The following is a 391-nucleotide window of genomic DNA, read 5'->3' as shown; positions in this document are numbered from 1 at the left end:
ACATCACGCCAGCGATGCAGTTGCTTGCTACCGCGGCAATTATCGTTCTGGCGGCAGTCCTTCAATCCCTCGTTCGTCGCCGCGAAGGATTGGGCAGGTAGTGTGGCGGCATCACCCGGAGGGTGGATCCGGGATCAATGTGGAGGAGAAAGTAATGACACAGAATGCATTTCGACTGTCGCATGCCGGGCGCATGGCGCTCCTGGCCGGGTCATGCCTTGCTATTGCCGGCGTGGCCCACGCTGCCGATCCGCTGGTGAAGGCTTGTGCCAAGGATGGCGAGTTCGTCATCGGCTTCTCGCAGGCCAACAATGCGGAGCCCTATCGCCAGCACGTCAACGATGAACTAGAGGCAGCCGCCAAGGCAGTCCCGCAGTTCACGCTGCAGATC

The 391-nt window shown here is 60.6% G+C and carries 1 pseudogene; it reads left to right on the top strand.

The annotated features are described in order from the left end of the window. Positions 1 to 154 precede the first annotated feature (154 nt). Positions 155 to 391: pseudogene (locus AF337_RS03915) on the top strand (substrate-binding domain-containing protein); the annotation flags it as partial.

Origin of the sequence: Rhizobium ecuadorense (assembly GCF_001187535.1) — a bacterium.
GTDB lineage: Bacteria > Pseudomonadota > Alphaproteobacteria > Rhizobiales > Rhizobiaceae > Rhizobium > Rhizobium ecuadorense.
The sequence above is the reverse complement of the archived record's forward strand: the minus strand, read 5'-3'. Positions and strand labels throughout refer to the sequence as shown.